Genomic DNA, 14,516 nt, shown 5'->3' on the forward strand with positions numbered 1-14,516 from the left:
AATCACTTGGATCAATTTGTTATGCCTTACCTCGAGATGTCGCAGGCAAAGGTAATTGCGTCGATCCGCTGACCATCGGCTCTTCGATAGTAGTCTGGTCTTTCGCCGATCACGCAGAATCCGAAATCTTTATAAAGAGACTCGGCCGGATTACCTTTTCTCATTTCAAGCAACAGGCGTTTTGCGCCTCTTGAGCGGGCCGCGTCCCGCAAAGAATTAAGCATGATTCCGCCAAGGCCACATCGGCGATATTCCGGGCGCACGGCAAGAAGCAGCAATTCCTCTTCTTCGAATCCGGTGCGTGACAGAGAAAAGCCAGCGGCAGGTTCGCCTTCGAGAGCCGGAGTGCCTTCTGGCGAAATCAGGAAATAATGCGTGTGACCGAATGCAAGGGCATCCTCGACCTGCCGACGGTTCCAGGCTTCGCCCCAGATCGGATCGAATCCGGCGGACATGACCGCCATGAGCCGGTCGATGTCGTCATTCATGCCAGCTTCGCCAGCGGCAGTTTCGCGTCCGGTTCGCGGCCGTAAACCGGGTGCAGGTCGGCCAGGAATGCCTGGTTCGGCAAGCGGGGAAAGGCGCGGGCGTCCGGCCAGATTTCCAGCGCATGGCCGTTGCCGCGCAGTGCGACGAGGGCCGCGGCCTGGTTGCCGGCGACCAGGTCTTCCTCGCTCGCCTGGGCGGCAAGGTCGGGCTTGAGCGAGGCGAGGGCGCGAGTCGTGTCGCCGTTGGGGGCAAAACCCTGGGTGAACCATTCGCCGTGTCCGCCGGTCATGGCAACTGCGACGGGAACGTCTCCGTGTTCGGCGCGGGCCATGGCGGCGATCATCGCGAGGCTTGAGTAACCGCGCGTCTCTGTTCCCCATGCCAGCGCCAGGGCGCGGGCCGTTGCCAGTCCCACGCGCACGCCGGTGAAGCTGCCCGGGCCGAGGGCGACGGCAATGTAATCGGCACGGCCGCGATCGGGCAGGGCTGAAATCATCGGGACCAGCGCCTCGGCGTGGCCCCTGCCAAGCATGCGGAATTCGCCCGCAACAAGAGCGTCGCCTTCGAACAAGGCAACCGAACAAGCCTCGGTAGCACTGTCGATTACGAGGGTGCGCATGGTCCCGGTCTAGTGTTGGCGAACGGGTCGGCTGCGGTCACGGCTGCTTAGCGTGCGGCGCGGCACGGGCTTACGCGGCCCGCACTTCGCTGACTTCCGGGACGTAGTGCTTGAGCAGGCTCTCGATCCCGTGCTTGAGCGTCGCGGTCGAGGAGGGGCAGCCCGAGCAGGCGCCTTGCATCGCCAGATAGACGATCCCTTCGCGGTAGCCGCGATAGATGATGTCGCCGCCGTCGTTGGCGACTGCCGGACGCACGCGTGTTTCCAGCAGGTCCTTGATCTGCGCGACGATGTCGGCATCGGCCGGATCGTCTCCGAAGTCCTCGTCCGCCTCGGCGGGAACGGCGATGCCACTGGCGTCGCCACCGACGAAGAGCGGGGCTTCCGAAACGAAGTGGTCGAGCAGGATCGAGACGACCTGCGGCTTGAGGCCATGCCACTCAACGCCGGGCGCCGCGGTGACGGAAATGAATTCCTGTCCGAAGAACACGCCGGTCACGTCGCCGAGATCGAAGAGCGCTTCGGCGAGGGGGGAGGCGCCGGCATCTTCTGGCGAGGTGAATTCGCGCGTCCCGCCGGTCATCACCTGCCGCCCGGGCAGGAACTTGAGCGTGGCGGGATTGGGCGTTGTTTCGGTTTCAATGAACATGGTGAGTGGGATTTAGGTAATGTAGGCGGCTGGTCAAGGGCGGCGGCATGTCGAGCGTCCCGAAATGTGCCGCATCGGCGGGGTTTTCCGTGCTATTCACTGGTCCTTAAGGCTGGGCAGTCCTATAGCTTGCGGGATGACGAATTATTCGCGCGCCGCCGCTCGCTCGCTCGCCTGCCTGATGCTGCTCAGCCAGACTCCGGTCCAGCCCGTCCTGGCCCAGGAAGTCGCCGCTCCGGCCAAGCTCGATGACAGCGACCCGTGGCTTTATCGCGGCAGCGACATTCCGCACGATCCGGATTGGCACTTCGGCGAGCTTTCGAACGGTCTGCGCTACGCCGTGCGCAAGAATGGCGTGCCGCCCGGGCAAGTCTCGATCCGCATTCGCGTCGACGCCGGCTCTCTCTATGAGAAGGACTCCGAGCGCGGTTATGCGCACCTTCTCGAGCACATGCTCTTCCGCCAGTCGAAGTACATTCCCGAGGGCACGGCGATTGCCGCCTTCCAGCGCCTGGGCGCGACCTTCGGCAGCGATACCAATGCCGTGACTTCGACGACGCAGACGGTGTTCAAGCTCGATCTGCCCAATGCGACGCCGGAATCGCTCGACGAGACCTTCAAGCTGATGTCGGGCATGGTCAGCGCGCCCACGTTGTCGGCCTCCAACCTCAAGTCCGACCTGCCGATCGTGCTGGCTGAAATGCGCGAACGCGGCGGCGCTTCCAAGCGCGTGCAGGACGCGATGCAGCAAGTCTTCTACGCCGGGCAGCCGCTGTCCGTGCGTGAACCGATCGGCACCGTGCAATCCCTGACTGCGGCGACGCCGCAGTCGGTACGGGCCTTCTATTCGCGCTGGTACCGGCCCGATAACGTGGCGGTGATCGTGGCGGGCGACGCCGATCCGGCGACGCTGGCCAGCTACGTGAAGAAGTGGTTCGGCGACTGGAAGGCCAGCGGCGCGCGTTCTCCCGCGCCCAGCTTCGGCGATCCGGCTGCGCCGGCCGGGGCCGATCCTCGCAACCCCGTGGGCGAAACCCGCGTGCTCGTCGAACCCGACCTGCCGCCCTCGATGATGTACGCAATCCTGCGTCCCTGGCGGCAGGTGACGGACAACATCGTCTATAATCAGGGGCTGATGATCGATTCGATCGCGCAGGCCATCATCAACCGCCGTCTGGAATCGAAGGCGCGGGCAGGGGGCAGTTATCTCTCTGCCTCGGTCAACCAGGACGACGTCTCGCGCTCGGCCGATGCGACGTTCGTCTCCGTGACCCCGCTCGGCGACGACTGGGAAGCCGCGCTGAAGGACGTGCGCGCGGTCATCGCCGATGCCGTCTCCCGCCCGCCGACGCAGGAAGAGATCGACCGCGAAGTGGCCGAACTGGATCTGGCCTTCCAGGTCCCGGTCGAGCAGCAGCGCATCCTGCCCGGCTCGAAGCTGGCCGACGATCTCGTCAACGCGCTCGACATCCGCGAGACCGTGGCCGCGCCGCAGGACGTGCTGCGCATCTTCCGCGAGACGAAGCCGCTCTTTACGCCCAAGGCCGTCCTCGAGCACACACAGGCGCTGTTCTCGGGCACCGTGACGCGCGGGCTGTTCACCACGCAGAAGGCCGGACAGGCGAGCGATGCCGAATTGCGCCAGGCCCTGCTCGATCCGGTCAAGCCGGATGAGAGCGTGCGTCTGGCCGCCAATGCGGCTCCCGTATCGTTCGACAAGCTGCCGGCTATCGGCAAACCGGCGAAACCCGAGGCGGAATTGCCGGTGGGACTGCTCGACATCGAGGAACTGACTTTCGCCAACGGGGTGAAGGTCCTGCTCTGGCCGGTTCAGGAAGAGCCGGGCCGGGTCATGGTCAAGGTGCGCTTCGGCGGCGGCTATCGCTCGATCGATCCCAAGGATGCGCCCTACATCACGCTGGGCCAGTACGCGCTGGTCGGCTCGGGCGTGGCCACGCTGGGCCAGGAAGATCTCGACAGGGTCGCCACCGGGCGCAAGCTCGGCTTCGATTTCGACGTGCAGGATGCCTCGTTCCAGTTCTCTGCCGAGACGCGCCCGTCCGACCTTGCCGACCAGCTTTACCTCTTCGCGGCCAAGCTCGACCTGCCCAAGTGGGACGCCAGTCCTTTCCTGCGCGCGAAGGCAGCGGCGAAGATCCAGTACGATACCTTCGCCACGTCTCCGCAGGGCGTGCTGAACCGCGACCTGCAGTTCTACCAGCACGGCGAGGACCCGCGCTTCGCAACGCCGACCCCGGCCGAGATCGAGGCGACCACGCCCGAGGGCTTCAAGCGCGTGTGGGGCAAGGCCCTGCACGACGGTCCGGTCGAAGTGCAGATCTTCGGCGATTTCGACAAGGCCGCGGCGATCGCATCGCTGGAGAAGACCTTCGGCGCGCTCAAGCCGCGCACGCCCGCGCCGTCGACTGCCGATCTTGCCAACGTCTCCGTGCCCCAGCCATCCGACAAGCCGATCGTGCTGCATCATCACGGCGACCCGGATCAGGCGGCGGCGGTCATTTCCTGGCCGACCGGCGGCGGTTCGATGGGCATTCGCGAATCCCGCCAGCTGGAGATCCTGACCCAGCTGTTCACCAACCGCCTGCTCGATGCCGTGCGCGAGAAGCTGGGCGTGAGCTACGCGCCCTACGTCTATTCCTCCTGGCCGGTGGACCTGCAGGCGGGCGGATCGATCACGGCGATGGCGCAGGTCGATCCCAAGTCGGTCTCCGTGTTCTTCCAGACCGCCGACGAGATCGCGCAGGACCTGATCAACAATCCGCCGACGGCCGACGAACTGGCGCGCGTAACCGAACCGCTGCGCCAGCAGGTAACGCGCGCGGCTTCGAGCACCTCGTTCTTCATGAGTCAGCTCGAAGGCGCGACCGAAGAGCCTTCGCGCTTCGGCACGATCCGCACCGTCCTTTACGATTATACCGAGACGACGCCGGAAAAGATGCAGGCGCTGGCCGCCCGCTATCTGGGCAAGAATGCCTCGTGGCGGCTGGAAGTGATGCCAGAGGGCAAGACTTCGGGAGCCATTGCCAGCCGCTGAAGCAGGCAGGGCAAATCCTTGCAGCACATGGCCTTGCGGCCGGCGCTGCCGGACCGGGACGCAATCGATCGCACCGATCGGGCAAACCGGCTTTGCAAAAATTGCTTCGGGAGGGTATGGGCCCCGCCTTACATTAGCTTGCGCGCGCGCCCGGGAGAGGGGCGCGACTTGAGGAGTAATCGAAGTGGCTAGCAATTGGACCCCGGACGGCTGGAAGGCGCACGAAGCGCGCCACCTTCCGGTTTATGGCGATGCGGAGAAGCTGAGCGAGGTTGAGGCCACGCTTGCAAAGTTCCCGCCGCTGGTCTTTGCCGGCGAAGCGCGCGAGCTCAAGAAGGACCTGGCCGAAGTGGCCGAAGGCCGCGGTTTCCTACTCCAGGGCGGGGACTGCGCCGAGAGCTTTGCAGAGTTCCATCCCGACAATATCCGCGACACGTTCCGCGTGCTGCTGCAGATGGCGGTCATCCTGACTTTCGCCAGCAAGCAGCCGGTGGTGAAGGTCGGCCGCATGGCCGGCCAGTTCGCCAAGCCGCGTTCCGCGCCGACCGAGAAGGCCGGCGATCTGGAACTGCCCAGCTACTTCGGCGACATCATCAACGGCATCGAGTTCGAGCCGGAAACGCGCCGCAACGATCCGGAGCGCATGCTGCGCGCCTTCTCGCAGTCGGCCGCGACGCTCAACCTGCTGCGTGCCTTCGCGGGCGGCGGCTATGCGAACCTGCGGCAGGTTCACCAGTGGACGCTCGATCACATCGACCGCAGCCCCTGGGGCGAGAAGTTCTCGCAGATGGCGGACCGCATCGGTGAGGCGCTGGACTTCATGGCGGCCTGCGGCGTCGATCCGACGACCGTGCCGCAATTGCAGGGCACCAGCTTCTACACCAGCCACGAGGCGCTGCTGCTGCCTTACGAGCAGGCGCTGACCCGCCGCGATTCGCTGACCGGCGACTGGTACGACTGTTCGGCCCACATGCTGTGGATCGGCGATCGCACCCGCTTCGAGGGTTCGGCTCACGTCGAATTCCTGCGCGGCGTGGGCAATCCGATCGGCATGAAGTGCGGCCCTTCGCTGGAGCCCGACGCGCTGCTGCATATGCTCGACACGCTCAACCCCTCGCGCGAGCCGGGCCGCATGACCCTCATCAGCCGCTTCGGGCACGACAAGGTCGAATCCGGCCTGCCCAAGCTGGTGCGCGCGGTAAAGGCGGAAGGCCATCCGGTCGTCTGGTCGTGCGACCCGATGCACGGCAACGTCATCAAGGCGGAATCGGGCTTCAAGACCCGTCCCTTCGAACGCATCCTTGGCGAAGTACGCGGCTTCTTCGCCGTCCACCGCGCCGAGGGCACCCATGCGGGCGGCATCCACATCGAGATGACCGGGCAGGACGTGACCGAGTGCACCGGCGGCGCCATCGCCATTACCGACGAGGCGCTGGCCGATCGCTACCACACCCACTGCGACCCGCGCCTCAACGGGGCGCAGTCGATCGAACTCGCGTTCGAGATGGCAGACCTGCTCAACCTCGAGGCGACCGAGCGTCACAAGCAGGCGGCGTAAATAAATTGGTCGATGGGGAGCCTAAGCGCCGCAAGGACGTTAGGCTTCCCATGGACCTTGCGCACAGTCTGTCCGCGGCGGGGCGGTCCCGCAGCCTGTCCGAACGCTTTCGGGCCTTGCGCAGTGCCAGCGTCTCGTTGGTTTCCCCGCTGTCGGATGCCGATGCGACGATCCAGTCGATGCCCGATGCATCGCCTGCCAAGTGGCATCTGGCGCATACCACCTGGTTCTTCGAAACCTTCCTGCTGCGCGATCATCTGAACGGCTATGGCCTGTTCGACGAGCGTTGGCCCTACCTGTTCAATTCCTACTACGAGGCCGAGGGCGAACGCCACGCCAGAGCCGCGCGCGGCATGCTCTCGCGCCCCTCGCTCGACGAGGTGCTGGACTATCGCGCCCATGTCGATGCGGCGATGGAAGGCCTGCTCGAGCGAGATGAACTGGCCGACCTGATCGCGCTGGGCATCGCGCATGAAGAGCAGCACCAGGAACTGCTGCTCACCGACATCAAACATGCGCTCTGGCGCAATCCGCTGGGTCCCGCTTACGGCGTCCTGCCCGAGGGCGGGGTGGATCGCGGGCTGGGCGATCAGGGCTGGATCGAGCATCCCGGCGGGATCGCGAGGATCGGGCACAAGGGCCCCGCCTTCGCCTTCGACAACGAAGGCCCTTCGCACCGCGTTCTGCTCGAACCCTTCGCCCTGTCGCGCAGGCTCGTCACCAACCGCGAATGGGATGCATTCATCGCCGATGGCGGCTATCGCACGGCGGGCCTGTGGCTTTCGGACGGCTGGGCCTGGGTGCAGGAGAATGCCATCGCAGCGCCGCTCTACTGGCGCGAGGGCGAGGCCTTCACGCTCGGCGGGTGGCGAGACCGCGATCCGGATGCGCCGGTCACGCATATCAGCCATTATGAGGCTGACGCCTTTGCGACCTGGGCCGGGCTGCGGCTGCCCACCGAGTTCGAGTGGGAAGTCGCCGCGCGCGACAGCGATCCGTCAGCGGGCGTGCAGTGGGACGGCGGTGCGGTCAACCCCTCCGGCACGGACCAGTTGTTCGGCGACTGCTGGCAATGGACCCGCTCGGCCTATCTTCCCTATCCCCGCTTCCGCCCGGCTGAGGGCGCGGTGGGAGAATACAACGGCAAGTTCATGAGCGGCCAATGCGTGCTGAAAGGCGCAAGCTGCGCCACGCCGCGTGGCCATTCACGGGCCACCTACCGCAATTTCTTCCAACCATATCAGCGCTGGCAGTTCACCGGCCTGCGTCTAGCAAGGGATCTGTAAGCCATGGCCACTGCCGCACCCTGCCTTTCCGAAATTCCGCGCGATACACTCCAGGCGCAATTCCGGGCAGAGGTGCTGCAAGGCCTGTCCCAACCGCGCAAGGCGATCCCCGCCCGCTGGTTCTACGACCGGCGCGGCAGCGAATTGTTCGAGGAAATCACCCAGCTCGAGGAATACTATCCCACGCGCACCGAGATCGGCATACTCACCGACCGGCAGGACGAAATCGGCCGCGCAGTCGGTTCGGGCCGGGTGATCGTTGAATTCGGCGCGGGCAGCGCGACCAAGACGCCGCTTCTGCTCGATGCCGCGGCGCCCAGCGCCTATCTGCCCATCGACATTTCCGGCGACTTCCTGCGCGATGCCTGCGGCCCGCTGGAGGACTCCTATCCCGAACTGCCGATCGTACCCGCCGAGGCCGATTTCATGCAGCCCATCGCGATAGAGGCGCTGCTGCCCGATGGGATGGAGCAGGAACAACGGCTGGGTTTCTTTCCCGGCTCGACCATCGGCAACATGGAACCGCGCGCGGCGATAGATCTGCTGCGCTCCATGCGGGAGACGCTGGGGCCGGACAGCCTGCTGCTGATCGGCATGGACCGGGTCAAGCCGCGTCCGGTCCTCGAGGCTGCCTATGACGACGCGCGCGGGGTGACGGCCGCCTTCAACCTCAATCTCGCAGCGCGGATCAATCGCGAGCTGGATGGATCGCTGCCCCTCGACGGCCTGCGTCATCGCGCCATATGGAACGACCGTCACGCGCGGATCGAGATGCATCTGGTAGCGCAGCGGGACATCGGTTTCGAAGTCTGCGGACGGCGCTTCACCATGGACGAGGGCGAAACGATCCACACCGAGAACAGCCACAAGTACGACATGCGTAGCGCTGCGACACTGCTTCTTGGCGGCGGCTGGGAACCGCTCTCGACATGGTGCGACGAAGACAGCCACTTCATGGTCGTCCTTGCCCGGGCGATGGGCAGCGATCTTTCCGCCTGAGACCGTTCGCAAGCGAAGCGGCGGCTCTCAGGCGTTCAGGCCGCCGTTTATGCTGATCACTTGCCCGGTTATCCTGCGGGCCCTGTCGCCGCACAAGAACAGTGCAATCGGCGCGATATCCTCTGGCGTTGGCAGGCCGAGGCCGGCCCTTCGGGACACGCGCGACATGAATTCGGTGCCTTTGCGCCGGGAGATCTCGGTCTCGGCGACATAGCTGGGCGAGATCGCGTGCGCCCGGATCCCGTCGTGCGCGGCCTCGATGGCGAAGTTTCGGATGAAGCCGATGGTCGCGGCGCGCGCCGCGCCGACCAGGGTCTGGCGGCGTGCGGCATGGATTCCGGCATCGGAAACGAAAGCGATCAGCGTTCCGCCTTCCTGCGCGAGAAAGGTATATGCGGCATGGGCCAGCCTCTCGAACCAGCCCACCGAGACGTCGAGAAAGTCCGTGAAGACATCGGGTGAAGTCTCTGGAAACAGGCCGGTTATACCCATCGGTCCGCAAGCCGTGCAGTCGATCACCGCGTCGATCCGGCCGAAGTGTTCGGCCACTTCCGCGACGAGCGTTTCGGCGGCCTCGTCCTCCCGGATATCCGCAATGAACCCGTCTATCGTGCCCTGGTCGGAAAGGCCGGCGACGAGGGCGTGAACCTTGTCCTCGCTGCGCCCGTGAACGGCGACCTTCCAGCCTTCGGCCAATGCCTCGCGCGCGATGGCGCTGCCGACCGAGCCGCTGCCCCCGGCCACCAGCAGGACCCGGCCGTCAGTCACTGTCGTACTGGTTGGCCCTGAGATCGTCCGGAGCGAGGTCGGAGAACTTGGTAATGCGCGCCTCGAAGCGCAGGCGCACCTTGCCGGTGGCGCCGTGGCGCTGCTTGGCGATGATCAGTTCGGACAGGCCGGTGACTTCTTCCATCTTCTGGCGCCAGGCTTCCCACTTGTCCTTGACGTCGGGGGAGTCCGTGTCGCTGGGGAACTTCGGCTCGGTCGCCTTCACGTAATAGTCTTCGCGGTAGACGAACCAGACCATGTCGGCGTCCTGCTCGATCGAGCCCGACTCGCGAAGGTCGGAAAGCATCGGGCGCTTGTCGTCGCGCTGTTCGACCGCACGCGAAAGCTGCGAAAGGGCGATCACCGGCACGTGAAGTTCCTTCGCCAGGGTCTTGAGACCGCGCGAAATCTCCGAAATCTCGTTGACGCGGTTGTCGGTCGCGCGGCCAGAGCCCGAAAGGAGCTGCAGGTAGTCGATGATGACGAGGCCGATGTCGTGGCGGCGCTTCAGGCGGCGGGCACGGGTGCGTAGCGCGGCGATGGAAAGGCCGGGCGTATCGTCGATGAACAGGGGCAGTTCCGCCAGTCGCTGGCTGGCGAAGGAAAGCTGCTGGAAGTCCTCGCGGCTGATCTTGCCCATGCGCAGCGCTTCGGAACTGATGCCCGACTGTTCGGCGAGGATACGCGTGGCGAGCTGGTCGGCGCTCATTTCCAGGCTGAAGAAGGCAACCGCCGCACCCACCGACTTTTCGGTCTCGATGCCGTCCGCATGGTCGCGCTGCAGCCGGTCGGCGGCGTTGAAGGCGATGTTGGTGACGAGCGAGGTCTTGCCCATGCCGGGACGTCCGGCGAGGATGATGAGGTCGGAATCGTGCAGGCCGCCGATCTTCTGGTTGACCGAAGTAAGGCCGGTGGTCTTGCCCGAAATGTGGCCGCCCGAATTGAACGCCTTCTCGATGGCGGAAATGGCGGTGCGGGTGGCGACGCCGAAGCTCTGCGCCTCATTCGCGGTCGCGGCGCCTTCCGCCACCTTGTAGAGCGCAGCCTCGGCCTGTTCGATCTGCTCCATCGGCTCGACCGATTCGGAGGTGTCCATGGCCCCTTCGACGAGGCCGCGGCCGACCGAGATCAGTTCGCGCAGGAGCGCAAGGTCGTAGATCTGTTCGGCCAGTTCGCGCGGGGCCAGCAGGCCCTGTCCATCGGCAGTCAGGCGGGCGAGGTAGGAAACGCCGCCCAGCGCCTTGAGCTGTTCGTCCGCTTCGAAATACGGCCGCAACGTGACCGGGGTAACCACCGCCTTGCGGTCCAGCAGTCCCAGGATACGCTCGTAGATGCGGGCATGGACGGGTTCGAAGAAGTGTTGCGGCCCAAGCTGGGTCTGCAGTTCCTCGATCACGCGGTTGTCGATCAGGACCGCGCCCAGGAACGCGGCCTCGGCCTCGACGTTGGAGGGCAGGGCCCGCACTTGGGCGGAATCGTTGGTATCGGAGACCCGAAGTAGAAGCTGTTCTTGCGACATGAGGAGGTCGACAATGCTCTTCTCGAGTGCTGCCAGCAAGCCACGAGTGTTGCCATTTTCATCCACAGCTTGTGGAAGGATACGGAACGGCTTGCCCGCCCATGCTGCAAGCGCGTAAAGGCCGTTCGCATCATGGCGGACCCGCGCATCACGCATATCGAACTCGACGACGCGACCATTCTGTGGCGCAACGCCGATATCGAGCAGGAACGGCGTATCGCCATCTTCGATCTTATCGAAGACAATATTTTCAAGCCGATACGCGCATTCGAGGCCGGTCACGAAGGCCCTTACCACCTGCGGCTTTCGGTGCGGGACGGGCGCCTTTCGCTGGAAATCTCGGACGAGAAGGGCGCCGCGCTGGAGACGATGGTGCTGGGACTCGCGCGATTCCGCCGTCCCATCCGCGAATACTTCGCGATCTGCGAAAGCTACTACCAGGCGATTCGCAAGGCGACACCGCAGGAAATCGAAACGATCGACATGGCCCGGCGCGGCGTCCACAACGAGGCGGCCGAACTGCTCGTCGAACGGCTCGAGGGGAAGATCGAGACCGACTTCCCCACGGCAAGGCGGCTTTTCACCCTGATCTGCGTCCTGCATATCCGCGGTTGAGGGGGCAGGACATGGCACGAAGAAAAAGCGTCGGAAGGGCGCGGGCAGGCGGCACCGGCTGGAAGCTGCGGCTGCTTGGCGCGGTCCTGCTCATCGCGATCGTCGCCGGGGCCTGGGGCTGGTGGCACTTGCGCCACTGGACGCCGGATCGCGCGATCTACCCGGTGCAGGGCGTGGAGATCGGCGTCGACGACGGCCCGGTGAACTGGAAGTCGATCAAGGCCATCGGCGCCGACTTCGCCTATATCGACGCCAGCGCCAGCGCATTTGCCCGCGATCCGCGTTTCGTGGAGAATTTCGAGGCTGCACGGGCAATCGGCATGCAGGTGGGCGCGGTTCACCGCTACGATCCTTGCCAGCCGGCGGAAAAGCAGGCGGCGAATTTCGTCACCACGGTGCCGCGCGATGCGGATCTGTTGCCCCCGGTCGTCGATCTCGAGATGCTGGCCGGCGACTGCCCGGTGAAAGTCTCCGACGCCAAAGTCGAAAGCGAACTGATGACTTTCCTCAACCAGGTCGAGACTCATGCCGGCAAGGCGGTGATCCTGAAAGTCTCGCCGGGGTTCGAATCGCGTTATCAGGTGGCCAACAAGCTCGACCGCAACCTCTGGCTCATGCGCGACCGCTTGCTGCCGGATTATGGCGGGCGCCCCTGGACGCTGTGGACGGCGAACGGTGCGCTGGCAAACGAGGTGGCGGCCGACGGCCTGCGCTGGGTCGTCGTGCAACCATGAGCGTGGCGCCGGACCGTGAGGCCCTGATCGCGGCGGCCCGCGAGGCGGCGGGTCTGGCCTATGCGCCCTATTCGAAGTTCCATGTCGGCGCCGCGCTGCTTTTCGCGGACGGTTCGGTGGTGACCGGCGCCAATGTCGAAAACGCGAGTTACGGCCTGTCGCTGTGCGCAGAGACGGTCGCTTCGGCGAAAGTCCTGTCCTCCGGCGGGAGGGGCGGATTGATCGCCGTGGCGGTGACAGGCGGCGTGCCCGGCCAGCCGGGCAGAGGGGCCACGGTCACGCCATGCGGGCGCTGCCGGCAGGTTCTCAACGAACTGGCGCAGCTGGGCGGCACCGACCCGCTCATCTGGTGCGATGGCGAGAACGGCGGGCTTGAGCTGCGCCTGTCCGAACTGCTGCCCCACGCCTTCGGTCCCGCCAATCTGGGGTAACCGAAGGCGGCAGGCGCGGCGAAGTCAGCGGGCGTTCAGCCTTCGCGTTCGATCAGCCATTCAAGCAGGGCCCCAAGGCAGTCGCGGCCCAGTTGCATCGAGCGTTCCGGGCTCCATTCCTGTTTCGGGTCGGCAGCCGGGTTGTGGTCCTTGAACGGCATTTCCAGCGTCATCGCGACGCAGCCGAAGCGTTCGGCAAGCTGGTTCGTCGACATCGCCAGATTGCCCTTGCCGGGCCGCGCGACCGGGTAACCGAGCTTGGTCTGGAAATCGGGCGTGCGCCGTTCCAGCAGGGCGGCGTAGCGGTCATACCCTTCCTTCTGCTCGGGCTTGAGCGAGGGGATGCCCTCGAACCCTGCCAGGAATACGGCGGGAATCGCTTCGTCGCCATGCACGTCCATGGCGAAGTCGACCCCGCTGGCGTCCATGGCCTTGCGGATCGCCAGCACTTCGGGCGAACGTCCGGCGCTCGGCTCGTTCCATTCGCGGTTGAGGTTCACGCCCGCGGCATTGGTGCGCAAGTGGCCGCGGCGCGAACCGTCGGGGTTGGCATTGGGCACGACATGCAGGCGGCAGCGACGGCGCAGTTCGCGGCCCACCGAACTCGCCGGGTCGGCCAGCAGGTCCAGCGAGCCTTCCATCCACCATTCGGCCATCGATTCGCCCGGGTGCTGGCGCGCATAGAGCCAGACATGCACGGGGCCTTCGCCCATCTCGAGGCAGTCGACCGGCTGACCGTCCAGGGTGGTGCCCAGGCAGCTGTAGGCGACGCCGTCCGCAGCCGCGATGCGCGCCACCAAGTCGTGGTGCCGCTCCATCGAAAAGGGCGCGAAATAGGCGAACCAGGCAAGATCGCCTGATGGGCGGTAGGTGATGGTGAGGGTGCCGCCGTCGCGGCTCTCGTCCCATTGTCCGGCGGCGCGGCCCCAGAACCGGCGATCTTCGCTGACGGCCGCGTTGTAGCTTGCCCAGCCCATCGGATAGGCCGAGCCGTTGAGGCCGGTGATCCGCAGCGTCACTTCGCGTCCCTGCGCGCCGCTGACGCGGAAGTGGAACCACTGGTAGAAATCGGACTCGTGGTCGCGCCGGATGGCAAGGCGCGCCTCGGTACCGTCGATGGAAAGGACTTCGATGTTGCCGGAATCGAATGCGGAGGTGATCTGTATCTCTGTCATTTCACGAGGATAGTTTCCCCGGACTGGCCCGGAAAGTCCTTGAACAGCGCTTCGGCCATTTTCGCGGCCCCCAGAGATGTCTGGGCGAGGGGAGACTTGCTGCTGACCGAGAACTGCGCGCGGCCTTCCCAGATGGTGCGGCCGCTTTCGCGTTCGCGGATCATTACGTGCATTTGCGTTTCCACTTGCGCAGGTGGCGGTCCGGACAGGTCGATGCCGAGACCGACGCCCAGTCCCGAGCCGTAACTGCCGGTGCTGCCGCCCACGCCGACCGATACCGGGCTGCCGTTGCGGACCGGGGCGAGGGTGTGGCGCTCGACGGACAGCTGTGCGACCTGCTGGCTGGGGGCCGCGCCGGGCAGGGGCGCGGTGTAGCCGACGCGGGTCAGTTCGCGCAGGACGGCGCCGGAGAAGGCACCGAATTCCATCCCGGCCTCCTGGCCTTCGGACGGTTCGACCGCGATCGTGCCCCGGCCCAGCGGAATCGCGCCGGCGGCATGAAACCGGGTGACCTCGACCGGTCCGACCGGCGCGACGCAGCCGCTCAGGAACAGGCTCGTCGCCAGGACGGCAGCGCCGCCAAGGGCTTGCAGGGTATGGCGCATATCAACCTCTCCGG

The 14,516-nt window shown here is 65.5% G+C and carries 14 protein-coding genes; 7 read left to right on the plus strand and 7 right to left on the minus strand.

The features are described 5' to 3' along the window. Positions 1 to 26: 26 nt before the first annotated feature. From JI59_RS16400 to JI59_RS16410, 3 genes are all read right to left on the minus strand, one after another. Positions 27 to 488 (minus strand): GNAT family N-acetyltransferase, encoded by a 462-nt coding sequence (locus JI59_RS16400; RefSeq protein WP_007011551.1) that lies wholly within the window; start codon positions 486 to 488, stop codon positions 27 to 29. Then, positions 485 to 1,108 (minus strand): tRNA (adenosine(37)-N6)-threonylcarbamoyltransferase complex dimerization subunit type 1 TsaB, encoded by a 624-nt coding sequence (tsaB, locus tag JI59_RS16405; RefSeq protein WP_007011550.1) that lies wholly within the window; start codon positions 1,106 to 1,108, stop codon positions 485 to 487. Before tsaB ends, JI59_RS16400 begins: the two co-directional genes overlap by 4 nt. Positions 1,109 to 1,178: 70 nt before the next feature. Continuing rightward, on the minus strand, positions 1,179 to 1,757 hold the full coding sequence (locus JI59_RS16410) for a NifU family protein (RefSeq protein WP_007011549.1): 579 nt from the start codon (positions 1,755 to 1,757) through the stop codon (positions 1,179 to 1,181). 136 nt (positions 1,758 to 1,893) lie between these two features. Between JI59_RS16410 and JI59_RS16415 the strand changes: the two genes are divergently transcribed. The 4 genes from JI59_RS16415 (at position 1,894) to egtD (ending at position 8,655) form a co-directional block, all read left to right on the plus strand. Further along, a complete protein-coding gene (locus JI59_RS16415; RefSeq protein WP_007011548.1) occupies positions 1,894 to 4,812 on the plus strand; it encodes a M16 family metallopeptidase in 2,919 nt (972 codons plus the stop codon). 184 nt (positions 4,813 to 4,996) lie between these two features. Further along, positions 4,997 to 6,370: a class II 3-deoxy-7-phosphoheptulonate synthase gene (locus tag JI59_RS16420; RefSeq protein ID WP_007011547.1), complete on the plus strand. Its 1,374-nt coding sequence runs from the start codon at positions 4,997 to 4,999 to the stop codon at positions 6,368 to 6,370. 50 nt (positions 6,371 to 6,420) lie between these two features. Next, positions 6,421 to 7,656, plus strand: coding sequence for an ergothioneine biosynthesis protein EgtB (egtB, locus tag JI59_RS16425; RefSeq protein ID WP_007011546.1), 1,236 nt, complete (start codon positions 6,421 to 6,423; stop codon positions 7,654 to 7,656). Positions 7,657 to 7,659: 3 nt separating this feature from the next. Continuing rightward, the gene (gene egtD, locus JI59_RS16430; protein ID WP_007011545.1) at positions 7,660 to 8,655 is read left to right on the plus strand and encodes an L-histidine N(alpha)-methyltransferase; all 996 of its coding nucleotides are present in this window, start codon (positions 7,660 to 7,662) and stop codon (positions 8,653 to 8,655) included. A gap of 27 nt (positions 8,656 to 8,682) precedes the next feature. On the opposite strand, the gene JI59_RS16435 is transcribed toward egtD, so the two are convergent. Both JI59_RS16435 and JI59_RS16440 read right to left on the minus strand, forming a co-directional pair. Continuing rightward, positions 8,683 to 9,423: an SDR family NAD(P)-dependent oxidoreductase gene (locus JI59_RS16435; protein ID WP_007011544.1), complete on the minus strand. Its 741-nt coding sequence runs from the start codon at positions 9,421 to 9,423 to the stop codon at positions 8,683 to 8,685. After that, entirely contained in the window at positions 9,416 to 10,942 is a 1,527-nt protein-coding gene (locus JI59_RS16440) for a replicative DNA helicase (protein ID WP_013833137.1), read from the minus strand. Before JI59_RS16440 ends, JI59_RS16435 begins: the two co-directional genes overlap by 8 nt. A gap of 132 nt (positions 10,943 to 11,074) precedes the next feature. Here JI59_RS16440 and JI59_RS16445 point away from each other — a divergent pair, with 132 nt between their 5' ends. The 3 genes from JI59_RS16445 to JI59_RS16455 are packed head-to-tail and all read left to right on the plus strand — an operon-like array spanning position 11,075 to position 12,722. Then, positions 11,075 to 11,557 carry a UPF0262 family protein gene (locus tag JI59_RS16445; RefSeq protein ID WP_007011542.1) on the plus strand — a complete coding sequence of 161 codons (483 nt, stop codon included), beginning with the start codon at positions 11,075 to 11,077 and terminating at the stop codon, positions 11,555 to 11,557. Between the two features lie 11 nt (positions 11,558 to 11,568). Continuing rightward, the gene (locus JI59_RS16450) at positions 11,569 to 12,291 is read left to right on the plus strand and encodes a glycoside hydrolase family 25 protein (RefSeq protein WP_007011541.1); all 723 of its coding nucleotides are present in this window, start codon (positions 11,569 to 11,571) and stop codon (positions 12,289 to 12,291) included. Further along, positions 12,288 to 12,722 carry a cytidine deaminase gene (locus JI59_RS16455; protein WP_007011540.1) on the plus strand — a complete coding sequence of 145 codons (435 nt, stop codon included), beginning with the start codon at positions 12,288 to 12,290 and terminating at the stop codon, positions 12,720 to 12,722. The genes JI59_RS16450 and JI59_RS16455 overlap by 4 nt, the downstream gene beginning before the upstream one ends. A gap of 35 nt (positions 12,723 to 12,757) precedes the next feature. On the opposite strand, the gene JI59_RS16460 is transcribed toward JI59_RS16455, so the two are convergent. Then, entirely contained in the window at positions 12,758 to 13,897 is a 1,140-nt protein-coding gene (locus JI59_RS16460; protein ID WP_007011539.1) for a M14 family metallopeptidase, read from the minus strand. Further along, the gene (locus JI59_RS16465) at positions 13,894 to 14,502 is read right to left on the minus strand and encodes a DUF4136 domain-containing protein (RefSeq protein WP_007011538.1); all 609 of its coding nucleotides are present in this window, start codon (positions 14,500 to 14,502) and stop codon (positions 13,894 to 13,896) included. Before JI59_RS16465 ends, JI59_RS16460 begins: the two co-directional genes overlap by 4 nt. Between the last annotated feature and the right edge of the window lie 14 nt (positions 14,503 to 14,516).

This window comes from Novosphingobium pentaromativorans US6-1, assembly GCF_000767465.1.
Lineage (GTDB): Bacteria > Pseudomonadota > Alphaproteobacteria > Sphingomonadales > Sphingomonadaceae > Novosphingobium > Novosphingobium pentaromativorans.

Bases quoted from the DNA above. Each gene is read 5' to 3' on its own strand.
- JI59_RS16410 (WP_007011549.1), bottom strand. From the start codon at position 1,757: ATGTTCATTGAAACCGAAACAACGCCCAATCCCGCCACGCTCAAGTTC.
- JI59_RS16445 (WP_007011542.1), top strand. From the start codon at position 11,075: ATGGCGGACCCGCGCATCACGCATATCGAACTCGACGACGCGACCATT.
- JI59_RS16400 (WP_007011551.1), bottom strand. From the start codon at position 488: ATGAATGACGACATCGACCGGCTCATGGCGGTCATGTCCGCCGGATTC.
- tsaB (WP_007011550.1), bottom strand. From the start codon at position 1,108: ATGCGCACCCTCGTAATCGACAGTGCTACCGAGGCTTGTTCGGTTGCC.
- JI59_RS16440 (WP_013833137.1), bottom strand. From the start codon at position 10,942: ATGTCGCAAGAACAGCTTCTACTTCGGGTCTCCGATACCAACGATTCC.
- egtB (WP_007011546.1), top strand. From the start codon at position 6,421: ATGGACCTTGCGCACAGTCTGTCCGCGGCGGGGCGGTCCCGCAGCCTG.
- JI59_RS16415 (WP_007011548.1), top strand. From the start codon at position 1,894: ATGACGAATTATTCGCGCGCCGCCGCTCGCTCGCTCGCCTGCCTGATG.
- JI59_RS16455 (WP_007011540.1), top strand. From the start codon at position 12,288: ATGAGCGTGGCGCCGGACCGTGAGGCCCTGATCGCGGCGGCCCGCGAG.
- JI59_RS16460 (WP_007011539.1), bottom strand. From the start codon at position 13,897: ATGACAGAGATACAGATCACCTCCGCATTCGATTCCGGCAACATCGAA.
- JI59_RS16450 (WP_007011541.1), top strand. From the start codon at position 11,569: ATGGCACGAAGAAAAAGCGTCGGAAGGGCGCGGGCAGGCGGCACCGGC.
- egtD (WP_007011545.1), top strand. From the start codon at position 7,660: ATGGCCACTGCCGCACCCTGCCTTTCCGAAATTCCGCGCGATACACTC.
- JI59_RS16465 (WP_007011538.1), bottom strand. From the start codon at position 14,502: ATGCGCCATACCCTGCAAGCCCTTGGCGGCGCTGCCGTCCTGGCGACG.